This window comes from Buttiauxella agrestis, from assembly GCF_900446255.1.
Taxonomy (GTDB): Bacteria; Pseudomonadota; Gammaproteobacteria; order Enterobacterales; family Enterobacteriaceae; genus Buttiauxella; species Buttiauxella agrestis.
On sequence record NZ_UIGI01000001.1, the window covers coordinates 4,675,224 to 4,691,479 of the forward strand.

19 protein-coding genes and 1 riboswitch are annotated in these 16,256 nt (G+C 51.0%); of the genes, 10 read left to right on the plus strand and 9 right to left on the minus strand.

Annotated features, from left to right (window positions below; translation table 11 throughout):
* Window positions 1-42: 42 nt before the first annotated feature.
* The 6 genes from DY231_RS22095 to nudC form a co-directional block, all read right to left on the minus strand.
* Window positions 43-741, minus strand: coding sequence for a DUF1481 domain-containing protein (locus DY231_RS22095; protein WP_115631928.1), 699 nt, complete (start codon window positions 739-741; stop codon window positions 43-45).
* Between the two features lie 8 nt (window positions 742-749).
* Window positions 750-1,025 (minus strand): nucleoid-associated protein HU-alpha, encoded by a 276-nt coding sequence (hupA, locus tag DY231_RS22100; RefSeq protein ID WP_034492331.1) that lies wholly within the window; start codon window positions 1,023-1,025, stop codon window positions 750-752.
* A 186-nt stretch (window positions 1,026-1,211) separates the two neighbouring features.
* Window positions 1,212-1,802: a YjaG family protein gene (locus tag DY231_RS22105; protein ID WP_034492329.1), complete on the minus strand. Its 591-nt coding sequence runs from the start codon at window positions 1,800-1,802 to the stop codon at window positions 1,212-1,214.
* 43 nt (window positions 1,803-1,845) lie between these two features.
* The gene (gene nfi, locus DY231_RS22110) at window positions 1,846-2,517 is read right to left on the minus strand and encodes a deoxyribonuclease V (protein ID WP_115631559.1); all 672 of its coding nucleotides are present in this window, start codon (window positions 2,515-2,517) and stop codon (window positions 1,846-1,848) included.
* A gap of 15 nt (window positions 2,518-2,532) precedes the next feature.
* Complete coding sequence (gene hemE, locus DY231_RS22115; protein ID WP_115631560.1) at window positions 2,533-3,597, minus strand: uroporphyrinogen decarboxylase; 1,065 nt, start codon at window positions 3,595-3,597, stop codon at window positions 2,533-2,535.
* A 34-nt stretch (window positions 3,598-3,631) separates the two neighbouring features.
* A complete protein-coding gene (gene nudC, locus DY231_RS22120) occupies window positions 3,632-4,405 on the minus strand; it encodes an NAD(+) diphosphatase (RefSeq protein ID WP_115631929.1) in 774 nt (257 codons plus the stop codon).
* 94 nt (window positions 4,406-4,499) lie between these two features.
* On the opposite strand from nudC, the gene rsd reads away from it, so the two are divergent.
* The 7 genes from rsd to thiH all read left to right on the plus strand — a co-directional run bounded on the left by rsd (window position 4,500) and on the right by thiH (window position 10,640).
* Window positions 4,500-5,003, plus strand: a complete 504-nt coding sequence (gene rsd, locus DY231_RS22125; protein WP_115631561.1) for a sigma D regulator — start codon at window positions 4,500-4,502, stop codon at window positions 5,001-5,003.
* Window positions 5,004-5,054: 51 nt separating this feature from the next.
* Window positions 5,055-5,173, plus strand: a riboswitch (TPP riboswitch).
* Between the two features lie 88 nt (window positions 5,174-5,261).
* Window positions 5,262-7,163, plus strand: coding sequence for a phosphomethylpyrimidine synthase ThiC (thiC, locus tag DY231_RS22130; protein WP_115631562.1), 1,902 nt, complete (start codon window positions 5,262-5,264; stop codon window positions 7,161-7,163).
* A complete protein-coding gene (gene thiE, locus DY231_RS22135) occupies window positions 7,163-7,798 on the plus strand; it encodes a thiamine phosphate synthase (protein ID WP_115631563.1) in 636 nt (211 codons plus the stop codon). Before thiC ends, thiE begins: the two co-directional genes overlap by 1 nt.
* The gene (thiF, locus tag DY231_RS22140) at window positions 7,791-8,546 is read left to right on the plus strand and encodes a thiazole biosynthesis adenylyltransferase ThiF (protein WP_115631564.1); all 756 of its coding nucleotides are present in this window, start codon (window positions 7,791-7,793) and stop codon (window positions 8,544-8,546) included. The genes thiE and thiF overlap by 8 nt, the downstream gene beginning before the upstream one ends.
* Window positions 8,530-8,730, plus strand: coding sequence for a sulfur carrier protein ThiS (gene thiS / locus DY231_RS22145; protein WP_115631565.1), 201 nt, complete (start codon window positions 8,530-8,532; stop codon window positions 8,728-8,730). Before thiF ends, thiS begins: the two co-directional genes overlap by 17 nt.
* Entirely contained in the window at window positions 8,731-9,510 is a 780-nt protein-coding gene (gene thiG, locus DY231_RS22150; RefSeq protein WP_115631566.1) for a thiazole synthase, read from the plus strand. It abuts the gene before it with no gap.
* On the plus strand, window positions 9,510-10,640 hold the full coding sequence (gene thiH / locus DY231_RS22155; protein WP_115631567.1) for a 2-iminoacetate synthase ThiH: 1,131 nt from the start codon (window positions 9,510-9,512) through the stop codon (window positions 10,638-10,640). The genes thiG and thiH overlap by 1 nt, the downstream gene beginning before the upstream one ends.
* A 56-nt stretch (window positions 10,641-10,696) precedes the next feature.
* On the opposite strand, the gene DY231_RS22160 is transcribed toward thiH, so the two are convergent.
* The gene (locus DY231_RS22160; RefSeq protein ID WP_115631568.1) at window positions 10,697-11,842 is read right to left on the minus strand and encodes an SIS domain-containing protein; all 1,146 of its coding nucleotides are present in this window, start codon (window positions 11,840-11,842) and stop codon (window positions 10,697-10,699) included.
* 104 nt (window positions 11,843-11,946) lie between these two features.
* Here DY231_RS22160 and DY231_RS22165 point away from each other — a divergent pair, with 104 nt between their 5' ends.
* On the plus strand, window positions 11,947-12,678 hold the full coding sequence (locus DY231_RS22165; RefSeq protein WP_172588722.1) for a GntR family transcriptional regulator: 732 nt from the start codon (window positions 11,947-11,949) through the stop codon (window positions 12,676-12,678).
* Here DY231_RS22165 and DY231_RS22170 read toward each other — a convergent pair.
* Entirely contained in the window at window positions 12,668-13,981 is a 1,314-nt protein-coding gene (locus DY231_RS22170) for a 6-phospho-beta-glucosidase (RefSeq protein WP_115631570.1), read from the minus strand. The two genes, DY231_RS22165 and DY231_RS22170, sit on opposite strands and share 11 nt — an antisense overlap.
* Window positions 13,974-15,326 (minus strand): PTS sugar transporter subunit IIC, encoded by a 1,353-nt coding sequence (locus tag DY231_RS22175; protein ID WP_147295661.1) that lies wholly within the window; start codon window positions 15,324-15,326, stop codon window positions 13,974-13,976. The genes DY231_RS22170 and DY231_RS22175 overlap by 8 nt, the downstream gene beginning before the upstream one ends.
* Window positions 15,327-15,615: 289 nt before the next feature.
* On the opposite strand from DY231_RS22175, the gene DY231_RS22180 reads away from it, so the two are divergent.
* Together DY231_RS22180 and DY231_RS22185 are read left to right on the plus strand one after the other, a co-directional pair.
* Window positions 15,616-15,924, plus strand: a complete 309-nt coding sequence (locus DY231_RS22180) for a PTS sugar transporter subunit IIB (protein WP_034492306.1) — start codon at window positions 15,616-15,618, stop codon at window positions 15,922-15,924.
* Between the two features lie 3 nt (window positions 15,925-15,927).
* Window positions 15,928-16,245 (plus strand): PTS lactose/cellobiose transporter subunit IIA, encoded by a 318-nt coding sequence (locus tag DY231_RS22185; RefSeq protein ID WP_034492305.1) that lies wholly within the window; start codon window positions 15,928-15,930, stop codon window positions 16,243-16,245.
* The last annotated feature ends 11 nt before the right edge of the window (window positions 16,246-16,256 follow it).

Consider the following 16,256-nt stretch of genomic DNA (forward strand, 5'->3'; position numbering starts at 1 on the left):
TGAAGTGATATTAAAGACCGCCGCGTGGCGGTTTTTTTACATCTAGAATGTCGCCGGCTTAGGCTGCCAGCTACAGTAATCCTGATTCGCGACCAGCAGAAGTTGTGATCCTTCTGGCGCTTCAAGCCAGGCCACGCTCACCTCCATCGAGGAGTGACGTTGACGATTCGCGATATGACTCAAAGATACGCTGTCGAGTTTAGGCTTGATTGTCTCACCTTCGCAGGTGGTGACTGTTCCATCGTCATGCCAGCGCCCTTGCCGCAAAACTACACGTCCAATACGTAATGCTTCGCTGGTTGCTTTGGTCCGGCTCGCTTGATACTGATACAAAGCGATTTGGTCGTTGGAAAGCTGTTGCTTTTGGCCGTTCACTTCGCGCTGCATAAAGCTCAACTCGCCGTTTTCATCAAAGCGAACTTTGATGTGTTCAGACGGCTCGCTCTGAATTGTCGTTTCAATCGACATTAGCTTTTCACCCAACCAGCGGTAATCACTGGTGGTCGTAGCGCCTTTCTGTATTGGACTCAGAACCGCAAGCATATGAATGCTGTGGTCGTCGCTATTATCTTTACGCCAGATACGCACCACACCTTTATCGGCGATATAGCCACTTGCCGTAAATGGTGGAAGCGGAGGCTGACTGCTGCATGCCATTAGCAGCACTGTGCCTGTCAGTACGACCAAAGGACGCCAGACAAACAAAAGGGGCGTAAACGCCCCTCTGCTAAAACTGTTCACTGACACTATTAGCTCTTAACAGCGTCTTTCAGTGCTTTGCCTGAAACAAATGCCGGCACGTTAGCTGCGGCGATTTTGATTTCATTACCGGTCTGTGGGTTGCGGCCAGTGCGCTCAGCACGGTGGTTTACCTTGAAGGTACCGAAACCAACCAGTTGGACAGCATCACCTTCTTTCAGAGACTCAGTAATTGCAGCCAGGGTGGATTCCAGAGCAGCTTTAGCCTGTACTTTAGACAGATCAGCCTTGTCAGCAATTACATCAATCAGTTGAGTCTTGTTCATAAGTTATCCTTACAATGTGTTTATCGCTTGCTAAGCATCGAGTGCGACGGAAATGCCAAAAAAGCACTCTCCTGCATACACGCACCGATAGCCACTTTTTTTCGCCCCACAAATGTAGACCAGACGGGGGGCTAATTGGAAGCCTTCAGGGGTGACAATTCGGACTGTAAGTCACGTTTTGCTGTCTTACTGCTGCAAATTTATACCAATATTGCTGCTACCCGCTTCGCGCAGGTCTGCACGCAGCCCTTTGATCAGCTCAATGTCGCGTTCTTCGCAGTCGGCTAACAGGCGGAAAATCTCCCATTGAATGTCCCATTCTTCTTCAACGGCAGGGTTTTCTCTCAGCTCTTCGTCGGTCATTTCACGACCAGCCTGGGTCATTTCCAGCATCGCAACGGTCGTAATTGACGCCTTACTGACTTCAATCGCATGTTCCAGAGTTTCCCCGGAAAGACGTGAATGAAGGAGTTCGCTCAACGCAACGCATGCATCAATCGCCGGGTAGACACCGTAAATATCATAGTCATCAGCAACCGGGATGCCTTCCTCGAGCTTCTCAAGTTGGCTATCAAAGTTTACTTTCGCATCTTTGACCGTCAAGGTTTCCCAAATCAAATCAAGAATTTTGCGATATAACTGAGGATCACCAAATTCAGTCTGCTGGCAGAACATGGCGTAATTCGGATACATACGTTCGCATAAAGAAGCCATGAAAGTGACATGTTGCCAGCTTTCCAGTTTCTCCAGGCGCAGATGGATTGGGTTTTGTAACATAGCGATGTCTCAAAGACGGAATATTAGCGGCAGTTTACCTTAATCACCCCTGAATTGCTTGCCACCGCGTGAAAGCGGGGCGACCTGATGCCACGGCATCAGCCCAGCGAGTCGGCTCCGGTAAACGATATCCCACCAGACAACGATTCACCCATAACAAGGCCGTATCGAGGCTGACACGATGGCCTGTTGAGACAAACAACGGATTGCAGCGCTTTTTACTGCGCAGCACCCACGCCAGCGCTTCGCCTTTATCAGTCAGCAAATGGCACGAACCGAGTTCTTCCGATAACGGTTCAAACTTCCCACACAAACGTTTCTTGGCAACGCCGATGGTTGGAACGTCCACCAGCAGGCCAAAATGGCTCGCCACACCCAAACGCCGGGGATGCGAAATACCGTGGCCGTCAACAAACAGCAGGTCAGGTTTTTGCGACAGCAATTCCCACGCGGCAAGCAGTGCGGGATATTCACGAAATGAAAGGAAGCCGGGGATATAAGGCATTGAGGTGGCGACTCGCGCCACCTGATATTCAACCAGCTCGAGGGAAGGATATTTTAAAAGCACGATGGCGGCGCGCGTGACGTCGCCGCCCTGCTCAAACCCGACGTCAGCCCCGGCGATTAACCGGGGAGGATCTTGCTCCAGGCGATCTTCGCGGATCACCTTGGCTGCCAGTTCGATCTGTTGTTTACGAAGGATTGCAAGATCCATCCACTCTCCTGACTCTTACAGGTGATACGGTTTCGACAAACGGTGCACCGCTTCAACAAATGCACCCGCGTGCTCTGGCGGCACATCCTGATGAATACCGTGACCGAGGTTAAAGACGTGGCCTTCACCTTTACCGAACCCAGCCAGAATCGTTGCGACTTCTTCTTCAATACGCGCAGGCTGTGCGTACAGCATTGACGGGTCCATATTGCCTTGCAACGCAACTTTATGGCCAACACGGCGGCGAGCATCAGCGATGTCGGTCGTCCAGTCTAAGCCCAGCGCATCACAACCCGTTTCGGCCATCGCTTCCAGCCACTGACCGCCGCCTTTGGTGAACATCGTCACCGGCACGCGACGACCTTCGTTTTCACGCAGCAAGCCATCAATGATTTTGTGCATGTAATAGAGCGAGAACTGCTGATAATCACGCCCGGTCAGCACGCCACCCCAGGTATCGAAAATCATCACCGATTGCGCACCGGCTTTGATTTGCGCATTCAGGTACAGCGTGACGCTTTGCGCCAGCTTATCGAGCAGAAGATGCAGCGCTTGCGGATCGGCATACATCATTTTTTTGATAACGGTAAACGCTTTGCTGCTGCCGCCTTCAACCATATAAGTCGCCAGCGTCCATGGGCTGCCGGTGAAACCAATCAGCGGCACTTCGCCTTTTAGCTCACGGCGAATAGTACGCACCGCGTTCATCACATAACCCAGTTCATCTTCTGGATCAGGAATGGGCAGTTTTTCGACATCGGCACGGCTGGTCACAGGCGAACGAAAACGTGGGCCTTCACCGGCTTCAAAATAGAGACCTAGCCCCATCGCGTCGGGAACGGTGAGAATATCGGAGAAGAGGATCGCCGCATCCAGCGGGTAGCGACGCAGCGGCTGCAATGTCACTTCACAAGCCAGCTCCGCATTTTTGCACAGCGACATAAAATCGCCTGCGACAGCGCGCGTGGCTTTGTATTCTGGCAAGTAACGACCTGCCTGCCTCATCATCCATACTGGCGTGGTATCTACAGGTTGGCGTTGCAGCGCCCGCAGGTAACGGTCGTTCTTCAGTTCAGTCATTTTGAATTTCCTTTGGCTGTATCGCTCAAGTTTATCACTCATAGTCCGCGCGACACAGGGCGACGGTATCTTCAATCAAACGACGCGCCACCGTACCTGGCGGCGGCAACAGCGGGAGCTGATCATATCGATACCAGCCCGCGTCAATTAACTCTTTCGGGTCAATTTTAATCTCGCCACTGTGATAATCCGCCATAAACGCAGTCATCAACGATTGCGGGAACGGCCAGGGTTGCGAGGTGACGTAACGTAAGTTTTTCACGCGGATGCTGCTTTCTTCCATCACTTCACGGGCCACAGCTTGCTCGAGGGTTTCCCCGACTTCGACGAACCCAGCCAGCACGGTGTAAATCCCGTTGCGATGGCGTGTGTGTTGGGCGAGCAGAATATGATCGTCGCGGCGAATCGCCACAATGATGCACGGTGAGATTTGCGGGTAGTAGCGTTCCCGACAATGGGAGCACAGCATCGCCCATTCTGTCTTACTAACGTGCATCTCGTGGCCGCAATAACCGCAGAATTTGTGCGAACGGTAAAACTCCGCCAGTTGCACGCCACGGCCCGCCAGTTGGAACAACCCCACATCCTGGTCAATCACCTGGCGCACAGACCCCATATCCGCCTTGCGATTTTCTCGCACCAGCCAGACAGGCTCATTTTCCCATTCGCCGATGGGTATCCCCACCGCGCCATCTAATTGAAATTCCTCTGCCGCTCCGTGAGGTAGCTCACCTTTAGGCAGCCACAGTTTTTGTTCATGACTGACGATAAACCAGCCCTGATCTAACTTTTGAATTACGCGTTCCATAACCTGGTGCACATCCCCGAGTTCGCTGGTATAAACAAATAGTCGTAACACTTTTGGGTACGTTTGCGTCACATCTCTACTCACGGAGTCAATCATGCTTAACCAGTTAGAAAACCTGACTGAGCGCGTTGGTGGTAGTAATGAGTTAATCGACCAATGGCTTCATGCCCGCAAACATCTGTTGGTAGCTTATTACAATATGGTTGGGATCAAGCCTAACAAGGAATCCCATACCGCGCTCAATGAAAAGGCTCTGGATAATTTTTGCCATAACCTCGTGGATTATCTTTCTTCCGGCCATTTTAATATTTATGAACGCATTATCAGTGAAATGGAAGGTAGCAGCCCACTTTTAGCCGCCACTCATCTTTACCCACAGCTTGAAGCCAACACCCAGCAAATCATGGATTTCTACGATTCGCATCTCGAAAGCGCAATCGATCATGATAACTATATTGAGTTCCAGAAAGCACTTTCCGGCATTGGTGAAGCATTAGAATCACGCTTTTCGCTGGAAGATAAACTGATTCAGTTGGCGTACGACCACGATCTAAATGACAGTGCGAACGAGACCGGTAGCCTTGCACGTCCGGCTTGAGTTCTGCTCTGTTAACGCGTAATTTACATATTGACCCGTAGCAATACGGGTTTCTTCTTGTCGGAGTGCCGAGTGTTTAACTTAGTTAAGCACCGGCTGAGACCGTTAATTCGGGATCCGCGGAACCTGATCAGGTTAATACCTGCGAAGGGAACAAGAGTAATTCTGCTTTTGGGTTCACCCGTGCGCGGGCGCCCCACATTCATTACTCCTCCGTTGTTCTGACAAGCCACTTCCTGATAATTACTGGAATGAGCTATGTCTACTACTGAAAAAAAACCAAACCGTCGCGAACAGCGTGCTGCTGCCCAACACTTTATCAATACCCTCGAAGGCACTGCTTTCCCTAACTCTCAGCGCATTTACCTCACCGGCTCGCGTGATGATATTCGCGTGCCGATGCGTGAAATCCAACTTAGCCCGACTGCCACTGGCGGTAGCAAAGAAAACCCGCAGTTCACCCCTAACGATGCCATTCCGGTTTATGACACTTCTGGCGCGTATGGCGACCCGGCTATCAGCATCGATGTCCTGCGCGGCCTTTCGCCACTACGTGAAAACTGGATTGCCGAACGTAATGATTGCGAAATCCTGACCGACCGCAGCTCTGCCTACACCAAAGAGCGCCTGGCCGATGACGGTCTGGATGAATTGCGTTTCGAAACACAGCTCACGCCTAAGCGGGCTAAAGCCGGGAAAACCGTCACGCAACTGCACTATGCACGCCAGGGAAGAGTGACTCCGGAAATGGAGTTCATCGCCATTCGTGAAAATATGGGCCGCGAGCGTATTCGCGATGAAGTGTTACGCCACCAGCATCCAGGCCAGGGTTTTGGCGCTCGTCTGCCAGAAAATATCACGCCGGAATTTGTGCGCGACGAAGTGGCGGCTGGACGGGCAATTATCCCCGCCAATATCAACCACCCCGAATCCGAGCCGATGATTATCGGGCGTAATTTCCTGGTGAAAGTGAACGCCAATATTGGCAACTCGGCGGTCACATCTTCAATCGAAGAAGAAGTGGAGAAGCTGGTGTGGTCAACGCGCTGGGGCGCAGATACCGTGATGGATCTGTCTACGGGCCGCTATATCCACGAAACCCGTGAATGGATTTTGCGTAACAGCCCGGTCCCCATCGGCACCGTGCCAATTTACCAGGCGCTGGAGAAAGTGGATGGCATCGCCGAAGACCTGACCTGGGAAATGTTCCGCGACACGCTGTTGGAACAGGCCGAGCAAGGCGTGGACTATTTCACGATTCACGCCGGAGTACTGCTGCGTTATGTGCCGATGACCGCTAAACGCCTCACCGGGATTGTTTCGCGCGGTGGATCGATTATGGCGAAATGGTGCCTGTCGCATCATCAGGAAAACTTCCTGTATGAGCACTACCGCGAAATCTGCGAAATCTGCGCGGCTTACGACGTTTCACTCTCTTTAGGCGATGGCCTGCGCCCCGGCTCCATTCAGGATGCCAACGATGAAGCACAATTCGCTGAGCTGCATACGCTTGGCGAGTTAACCAAAATCGCCTGGGAGTACGATGTGCAGGTGATGATTGAAGGTCCGGGGCATGTGCCAATGCAGATGATTCGCCGCAACATGACCGAAGAACTGGAGCATTGCCACGAAGCGCCGTTCTACACGCTCGGCCCGCTGACCACCGATATTGCACCGGGTTACGACCATTTCACCTCGGGTATTGGTGCGGCCATGATTGGCTGGTTTGGCTGCGCGATGCTGTGTTACGTCACGCCAAAAGAGCATCTCGGCCTGCCGAACAAAGAAGATGTTAAACAGGGGCTGATTACCTACAAAATTGCGGCCCATGCCGCAGACCTCGCAAAAGGCCACCCTGGTGCGCAGATACGCGATAACGCCATGTCGAAAGCCCGCTTTGAATTCCGCTGGGAAGATCAGTTTAACCTCGCACTCGACCCGTTCACTGCCCGCGCGTATCACGATGAAACGCTGCCGCAGGAGTCCGGCAAAGTCGCGCACTTCTGTTCCATGTGCGGGCCAAAATTCTGCTCAATGAAAATCTCCCAGGAGGTTCGCGATTTCGCTGCTAAACAAGCCATAGAAGTCGGACTGGAAGATATGTCGCAAACCTTCCGGGCAAAAGGTGGCGAAATTTATCTGCGTCAGGAGGAAGTGTGATGAACAAACCTGCATTTCCCGCTGTGCCGCAGCGGCTGGGTTTATATCCGGTAGTTGATAGCGTTAAATGGATTGAACGACTGTTGGGAGCAGGCGTGCGCACCATTCAATTGCGCATCAAAGACAAACACGACGATGACGTTGAGGCCGATATTGTTGCGGCCATCAATTTAAGCCAGCGATACAAAGCGCGCCTGTTTATTAACGATTACTGGCGGCTGGCAATAAAACATCGCGCTTACGGCGTGCATCTCGGCCAGGAAGATATGGATGTGGCTAATCTGGATGCTATTCGCGACGCGGGTTTACGCCTCGGGCTTTCGACACACGACAATATGGAAATGGATCGCGCCCTGTTGGCGCGCCCTTCTTACATCGCATTGGGGCATGTTTTCCCGACCAACACCAAACAGATGCCGTCCGCCCCACAAGGGCTGGCGCAGCTAGCTGCACATATCAAAACGTTGGGCGATTACCCGACTGTCGCGATTGGCGGGATAAGCATTGAGCGCGTTCACTCCGTGCTAAAAACAGGTGTGGGCAGTGTCGCGGTGGTTAGCGCAATAACTCAGGCTGCTGACTGGCGAGCGGCTACCGCACAGTTGCTGGAACGAGTGGGGGCTGGCGATGAATGATTCCGACTTTATGCGTTACAGCCGCCAGGTGCTATTGGAAGACATCGCCATTGAAGGGCAGCAAAAGCTGCTCGCCAGCAAAGTCTTAATCGTCGGATTAGGCGGACTGGGTTCCCCGGCGGCGTTGTATTTAGCTGCCGCAGGCGTTGGCACCCTGATTCTGGCCGATGATGACAAGGTGCATATCAGCAATTTACAGCGCCAGATTCTATTCACCACACAAGATATCGACCAACCAAAATCGCGGGTCGCCCGGCATCATCTCCAGAAGCTTAACCCGGATATAAACCTACAGGCGATTAGCGAGCATCTGGCGGGTGAGGCGCTCACGCACGCCGTAAAAAGTGCCGATCTGGTACTGGATTGCAGCGACAACATGGCAACGCGCCATGCGATTAACGCCGCCTGCGTCGCGCACAACAAACCGCTGATCTCCGCAAGTGCCGTGGGATTTGGTGGGCAACTTATGGTGCTGACGCCGCCATGGGAAAACGGTTGTTACCGCTGCGTGTGGCCTGATGAACACGAACCGGAACGCAACTGCCGCACGGCAGGCATCATCGGCCCGGTGGTGGGCGTGATGGGCACATTGCAGGCGCTTGAAGCGATAAAACTCCTCAGCGGTATGGCTCCGGCTGCGGGTTCTCTACGCCTGTTTGATGCCCGCCAACATAGCTGGCGCACTCTCATCATGCAGAAAGCAGCAGGCTGCCCCGTTTGTGGAGGGCAACATGCAAATCCACTTTAACGACGAGCTAATGCAATGCCCGGACAACCTGACGCTGGCGATGCTGCTGGAACAACTCAGTTTATTGAAACCAGGCGTTGCATTAGCGATCAATCAGAGAATCGTTCCACGTGAGCAATGGGAAAACCATTTGTTGAATGATGGCGACCAAATCGTGCTTTTTCAGGCCATAGCCGGAGGTTAAATGCTACAGATTGCTGATAAAACTTTCTCGTCACACTTGTTCACCGGCACCGGAAAATTTGCCTCACCGCAGGTGATGGCCGACGCCATTCGCGCCTCGGGTTCGCAATTAGTGACGATGGCGATGAAACGGGTCGATTTGCGTAATCGTAACGATGCGATTCTGGCGCCTTTACTGGAAGCAGGCGTGCAATTGTTACCCAACACTTCAGGTGCTAAGACGGCGGAAGAAGCGATTTTTGCCGCTCAACTGGCACGTGAAGCGCTCGGTACGCATTGGGTTAAATTGGAAATTCATCCTGATGCTCGCTACCTCTTACCCGACCCTATCGAAACGCTGAAAGCTGCGGAACAACTCGTAAAAATGGGGTTCGTGGTTCTGCCTTATTGCGGAGCCGATCCGGTTTTGTGTAAACGGCTTGAAGCAGCAGGATGCGCGGCGGTGATGCCACTGGGGGCACCTATCGGCTCAAATCAAGGCTTACAAACGCGAGCGCTGCTGGAAATTATCATCGAACAGGCAAGAGTTCCGGTTGTCGTTGATGCTGGAATTGGCGCACCAAGCCATGCCGCTGAAGCCCTGGAAATGGGAGCTTCAGCGGTATTAGTCAACACCGCCATTGCCGTGGCACGTGACCCGGTACAAATGGCGCACGCATTTCGCCTCGCCGTTGAGGCAGGCTTAATTGCCGCGCAGTCTGGTTTAGGAACACGCCACCAGCAGGCACATGCATCCAGCCCGTTGACGGAGTTTCTGCAATTTAGCCAGGAGAGTATGTGATGGCACAAACCTTCACCGACTACTGGCACCAGCTGGACTGGGATGACATTACGCTTCGTATCAACAGCAAAACGGCTGCCGACGTAGAACGTGCGTTGGCAGCACAGAAAATCACACGTGATGATTTCATGGCTTTGCTCTCCCCTGCCACCAGCCAATTTCTGGAACCGCTCGCGCAAAAGGCACAGTATTTAACTCGCCAGCGTTTTGGTAACACGGTGAGTTTTTATGTGCCGCTTTATCTGTCAAATCTCTGTGCTAACGATTGTACTTACTGTGGATTTTCCATGAGTAACAAGCTCAAACGTAAAACACTCAATGCACCAGAGATTGAACGCGAGTGCGAGGCGATTCGCAAACTGGGCTTTGAGCATTTGCTGTTGGTGACCGGTGAGCATCAGACCAAAGTGGGGATGGACTATTTCCGTCAGCATCTTCCCACCATTCGCCGCCAATTCAGCTCATTACAAATGGAAGTACAGCCGCTGGAGGAACACGAATACGCCGAACTGAAAACCCTCGGTCTGGATGGCGTGATGGTTTACCAGGAAACTTATCACCAGGCGGTATACGCGCAGCACCATCTACGGGGTAATAAGCAGGATTTCTTCTGGCGCCTGGAAACACCTGACAGACTGGGTCGTGCGGGAATAGACAAAATCGGTCTTGGTGCGTTAATTGGATTATCAGATAGCTGGCGCACCGACTGTTTTATGGTGGCTGAACATCTCCTGTGGCTACAGCAAAATTATTGGCAAAGCCGCTATTCGATTTCATTTCCGCGATTACGCCCGTGCGCAGGCGGGGTGGAACCCGCATCTGTGATGACTGAAAGCCAACTTGTGCAGGTGATATGTGCATTTCGTCTGCTCGCCCCTGACGTTGAGCTTTCACTTTCTACGCGCGAGTCTCCATGGTTCCGGGACAACATGATTCCACTCGCCATAAACAACGTCAGTGCGTTTTCAAAAACGCAGCCTGGCGGCTACGCCGATAATCATCCTGAACTCGAGCAGTTTGCTCCACATGATGGGCGTACTCCGGTGGAAGTGGCTGAGGCATTAACACGCTCAGGCTTACAACCCGTCTGGAAAGATTGGGATAGTTTTCTGGGAAGAACCTCGCAGTAGCTTTGCATGCTGAAAGGGCGGCAACTTTACCTTTTCGTTGCCGCCCCGCCTTTCGATTAATAAACGGTGACTTTCGCGACCTTCGCAACTTTACCGTCTCGGGAAGGAGTATCTGGTGTGACGCCCAGCTCGATAGCGCTGTAAAGCCCGGCCAACTGCGCAAAAGCAACATAGAGTAAAGTCGTCCAGGATTCGTGATAATCCGCCAGTTCCGGAGAAGCAAAGTGGAAATAGCGATCCCCCGCTTTAACGCCAGCAGGCAGAGCATCATGGCCTATCGAGATCACCTGCGCGGCTGCACTTCGTTCACGAGCCAACTCAGTCATCATGTCGATGTCATAACGGTGAATTTCCGGTCGTGCTGCAAGATAGCCAATAAGTGTGGCATCGCGATTGATGATGAGCTTCGGCCCATGGCGGAACTCCAGCATTGAATGCCAGGCCGTCATCACCTGCCCGTTTCCCATTTCCAGCAGTTTGAGGCTGGTTTCACAGGCAATAGCTTTTAGCGATAATGAGCCGACCGCAACTACGTTGTTACGTGATTCTGCTGCCCACTGTTCGATTTCAGAGGCGTAGTTATTCAAGAAGTGGTTCATACCACGTTGCAAAACCGGCAGCACTTTTTCTGCTTCAGGCCAGCCTGCTGGAGCCACCAGCAGCATCAGGTACCACAAGGGAACGGTGAACTCGGAGGTTGCAGCAAAACTGCCGTTAGAAGTGCCTTCGGGTACCGGGACAAAAAGCCCTTCGGGATGCTGCTGCGCAAGCTGAGCCAAACGGCTACTGGCATTGTTCGTCACCACGAGATGGCGCAATTTCGGGTTAGCGGTGAGTGCTCGCTCCACAACCTTTACTGTTTCTGGAGTGTTACCCGAACTACTCACGGAAACCAATACAGTATTTTCTTGTACGCTTCCAGACATGAGTACCAGATCCGTTGCCGGAACCACTTCGATGTGATTTGGAACGACACTTCGCAACCAATTCACGCTCGCTTGTGCGGCCAACAAAGAGGAACCCGCACCAGTAATGAGAATGCGCGTGCGGGGCTCGCACTTCGCCCAAAATGCTTCAATATCCGCATGACGCGCTTTGATTTGTGCCAACCCTTCTTGCCATAAACGCGGCTGAGCCACGATGGCTTCAACGGTTAAACTGGCTCCCTTTTGCTGCCAGTACGCTTCATTATGATTTAACATCTTTATTTTCCACCTGTTACGAAACTTGCGCTACGCCGAAGAAGTGCTTTAGCATGCCGACATCCGCGCTATTCCAATTCATTAACAACCCTATCGGGGGAACCATGAAACCGGTATACATCCTTATTCGCGATACCCTTAAACGCGATATTCAGAACCAAAAATACCCGGTTGGCTCCCTGATCCCTTCTGAACGCGAACTGGCGGAAACCTACCAGGTCACGCGTGCGACGGTGCAAAAAGCCATTGCCCATATGGAACAAGAAGGCCTGGTTAAAAAAGTGGTTGGCAAAGGCACTTATGTAAACCGAACCTTTGCCCCGCCGGTTTATCTACTCAACCCTGACGGGGAAAGCAGTGCGCTAGGCGTCACAAAAGAATTGAGTGGTAAAGTCTCCATCACCAGCCGCCTGATTTACCATGTCCAGCAAGCTGCGGGTGATTACCTCGCAAACCAATTTAGTGTTTCCGCTACCGAACCCGTTCACGCCATCCGTCGCGTTCGTTTGTTTGATGGCGTGCCCGTATTGGTTGAGGACAGCTACATTCCATTAGCAATTGTCGATGTCATTGACGACGACGTTTTGCAAAACCACTCGCTTTACGCCTTCATCGAAGAAAAGTGCCAACAAAAAATGGGCGGTACCGATTCTGTTGTTGGGGCCAGTCTGTTCGATGACGTCATGGCAGCATTACTCGACGTCCCTGTTAACTCACCGATGCTGCACATTAAAGAAAGTACCTGGCTTGAGGACGGCACGGTTTTTAACTATTCCTGGAGCTATAACCGTGGCGACCTCTTCAGAATGCGCAGCCGAAAAACCCTTATTCCTTAAAGAATTGCGGTAGATATTCACGGTGTGCTTCAAGCAATTCATCAAGCACGACTTTTGCCACTTTGCCTGACGGCACAAGTGGGTTCAGCGTCAATGCCTGCAAAGCTGCACCGTAATCACCTGTAACAGCAGCCTCTACTGCCATTTCTTCCCACGACTTCATTAATGACACCAACCCAGAAACGGTAGCTGGCAGCGGATCGTTATTAAGAGGAATGGCACCATAGCGTCCAATCACACAGGTCGTTTCAATGGCGACGTTGTCCGGCAGTGAACGAATCGCACCGTTGTTGCGTACGTTGACCGTCATCAGGAGATTTTTGTCGTTATAGATTGCGCTGATTAGCTCGCAGGCCGCTTCAGAGTAATAAGCCCCGCCGCGCTGCTCTAACTGTTTTGGCTTTTCATGCAAATGTGGATTTCGATAGAGTTCGAATAACTCATGCTCGACCGCTTGCACCACTTCGCCACGCGTTCCATGTTCTTCGAATTCTTGAAGCTGCTTTTCTAGAACATCACTGGTGGCATAGTAATACTGATGATAAGGACAAGGGATCACGCCAAGATGCTGAATTTGCTCCTGAAGCCATGGAATGTCCGGGATATTTTTCGGTTTGTGTTCGCTGTCATATTTGAGATTTTTCAGCACGTCTGGCATGACATCTTTGCCGTCCATATAGACATGGGTGCCATACAGGAAATGGTTCAAACCAACGAGTTGCAGCAGGAAGCGAGATTTATCAACGCCGAGAATTTCGGCCACCATGCGCTGCATTGACTGTGAAAGATTGCATAAGCCGACACATTTGATTTTGCTGTGCTTGATAACCGCTTCGGTCACAATACCGCTTGGATTGGTGAAGTTAATCAGCCACGCGTCCGGACACAGCTCCTCCATATCACGACAGATATCCAGTATAACCGGGATGGTGCGCAAGGCTTTTGCCAGCCCACCCGCTCCGTTAGTCTCCTGTCCAATTAGCTCGTGTGACAAAGGAATACTTTCGTCTTTGATACGCGCGTCTAATTGCCCCACACGTAGTTGGGTTGTGACGAAGTCGGCATCTTTAAGCGCTTCACGCCTGTCGAGCGTGAGATGCACCTGGCAGTCAATGCCAGCCGCCTCAACCATGCGTTTTGCCAGGTTTCCAACAATCTCGAGCTTTTCGCGTCCGGCTTCTACGTCCACGAGCCAGATTTCTTTAATCGGCATTTCTGCATAGCGTTGGATAAAACCTTCGATAATCTCTGGCGTATATGAACTGCCACCACCGATGGTCACTATCTTTAATTTATTATTCATTACGTAATCCTTCTTTATATTCCAGGACTATTTCATCCTGATTAACGATATTTTCTTCCAGCTCGTTTTCTTCTCGCAGATACTGCTTATCCAGCGTCATAACGAACGGATAATAAATTGTCATCGCGACAGCGAGGTTAATGGCCTGGAATAACATGCCTTTCCAGCCACAGATTAAAAAACCACTGATGAAAATAGGTGTAGTCCAGGGGATTTCCAGACCCGATGTCAATGGCAGCCAGCCAAAAGCCATCGCGCTGTAGGTAATTACACACAGTACAACCGGAACGATAATAAATGGGATAAACAAAAGTGGGTTTAGTGCAATGGGAACGCCAAATATAATGGGCTCATTAATATTAAAAATAGCCGCTGGAGATGCAAGCTTAGCGATTTCACGCATGCGTTTGCTCTTCGCGCGGAACAACATCACCAGGAGCATCGCAAGGGTAAAACCTGTCCCGCCACAAATCAAAAACACATCGCGGAACTGTTGGGTAATGATGTTTACTGGCGGCAAACCTTGTTTCATTGCCTGCATATTTTCAAGAGTCAATGAACGCCAGATTGGCCCCATGATGGCAGTCACGATAGAGTCGCCATGCAGACCGAAGAACCAGAAGAAGCTGACGAAGAACTCCGCTACCATCTGCGACGGTAGCGTGTTACCCAGATGCATCATCGGTGCTTGCAGCACTTTGAAAATCATCTCCTGGGCCGTACCAAACGGCGTTATTTCAAAGACCAGGCGAAGCAGCCAGAAGATCACAACAATCAAAAATGACGGAATGAGCGAGCTGAAACTATTGGCTACCGCTGGCGGAACGCTATCCGGCATTGAAATCATCAGCCGTGGATGGTTGAACAACCTGTAAAGTCGAACGGCCACCAGCGTGACGATTAAAGACAGGAACAGTCCCTGCGCACCAAGCGCAAACGTCGGAATAACATCAGTGATTGCACTGCCATTTTCTTGGGGGATCCTGAATGGAGTGACAATTAAAAAACTCACCAGGGAAATTAACACACAGGATATTTCATTTAACTGCCAGCGCTTTGCGAGGCTGATACTGGTACTCACTACCACCAACAATGCCATTACAGAATAAGTGGCATCAAGAATATAATTCAATTGCCCAATAAAATGCTCACCGAAAATTCGAATAATAAATTCGCTATATCCCGGAATAGGTAAATTGGCTATCAGCAAAAAGAAAGAACCAATAATCAGAAATGGCATAATCCGAATAAAGCCATCTTTAATGGCCGAAAGATAATCATTCCCTTCAATCTTCATTGCCAGAGGCAATATTTTCCTTTCCATAAATGCAGTGAAATTGTTCATGTTGTCACTCACTGTGCTGGTTTTTGTGTTGGTGGTATATACCACTAAACTGAAGACTATGTAGTTCACCGTTTTGTGTCAATGGAGCACAAACGTGTTTGTCTGGATTATGCGGATTTTGTGAGCAGCGACACAATCAAAGCGGTTATGGCAACTAAAAAATGTAACCGGTTTCAGCCCTGATAAGTTTCTTTTGTGATACCTCACACACAATCATCGTAAAGCGGTTGTTGTAGCGAGGCGTCACGGATAATTATCAGTGTATCGAACGGACACTGAGAGCAGATCTATGAAGAATATCGTTTTGTGTTGTGCAGCGGGTATGTCGACTAGCATTTTGGTCCAGCGTATGAAGGACGCCGCTCAGAAGAAAGGTATTGAAGTCTCTATCAAGGCTGTGCCAGTTGCCGAGTTCAAAGACAACATCGACACCGCGGATATTGTGCTGCTGGGTCCACAAGTTAAGTATGAGCACGCCAAACTACAGGCGATCGCAGAGCCAATGGGGAAAACCGTTGCGGTCATCGATATGATGGATTACGGCATGATGAAAGGTGATGTCGTACTGGATAAAGCTTTGAAAATGATGGAGTCATAAGACGTGGAAGATTTAGAATCGATTATCATGGAATTGTTGGTCAATGCAGGTAGCGCACGTAGCCAGGCACTGACAGCTCTGCAAATGGCGCGTAAAGGTGATTTTGCAGCGGCTCAACAAGCGATGGAAGAATCTCGTGAGTTTGTGAAACATGCACACAAAATTCAGACTCAACTTATCGGGCTGGATGAAGGCACCGGCAAACTGCCAGTGAACCTGATTACCGTACACTCCCAGGATCACCTGATGAATGCGATGGTTATCCAGGATTTAGCCGAAGACATGATTGAACTGTACCGCCGTCTGCCGTTAGCTAACTGATTTTTCGTTCC